Source organism: Vibrio sp. 1249-1 (genome assembly GCF_033340495.1).
In genome coordinates, this window is the sequence record NZ_JAWOWJ010001040.1 from 1 (window position 1) to 545 (window position 545).

The 545-nt window shown below is 47.3% G+C and carries 1 pseudogene; it reads right to left on the reverse strand.

The window, feature by feature from the left end:
- A pseudogene (locus R7Z50_RS30345) lies at positions 1 to 545 on the reverse strand (TIGR03503 family protein); the annotation flags it as partial.

Genomic DNA, 545 nt, shown 5'->3' on the forward strand with positions numbered 1-545 from the left:
GCCATCGCCCGCTTGTTCATCCAGACCGCGACCATCATCAGAAAATTCACCAATGATCATCGGCACTGGACGTGCTTCTTTTATCAGTTCGTCTTCATTTTCGACAAACTTAGTAAAGGTGACTCGCAAGTTGACACGGTCGAGAAAGTCTCGCAGGACAAGTGGCTTATCGTCTGAAGTTAAACGCGCGGTGAACTTGAGCGCTTCTCCGTTATAGAGACGGTTAGGGAATACGTCGGTGCTGAGCTTGAGATGTGAAATTAAGCGGATGTTGTTTTTTGGGGTTACTTTCCCCACAGCTTGCCAAGGACCGGGCATTGGGTTATCGACTGAAATGATGTCGAGTGATGGTTCTTGATACCAACGAACGTTGTCGTAAGAGCCCCACGCGTAATATTTTTTACCATCTGGACGAACTAACACAACAGGTTGAGAACTTTGTTCACGATAAACCAGAAAAGTAATCTGTTCGATGGTCGGGTCGACACGAAAACGGTTATCCAACAAAGACATGGCGGACTCGCTCGCGGCAAATGCGAAACAAC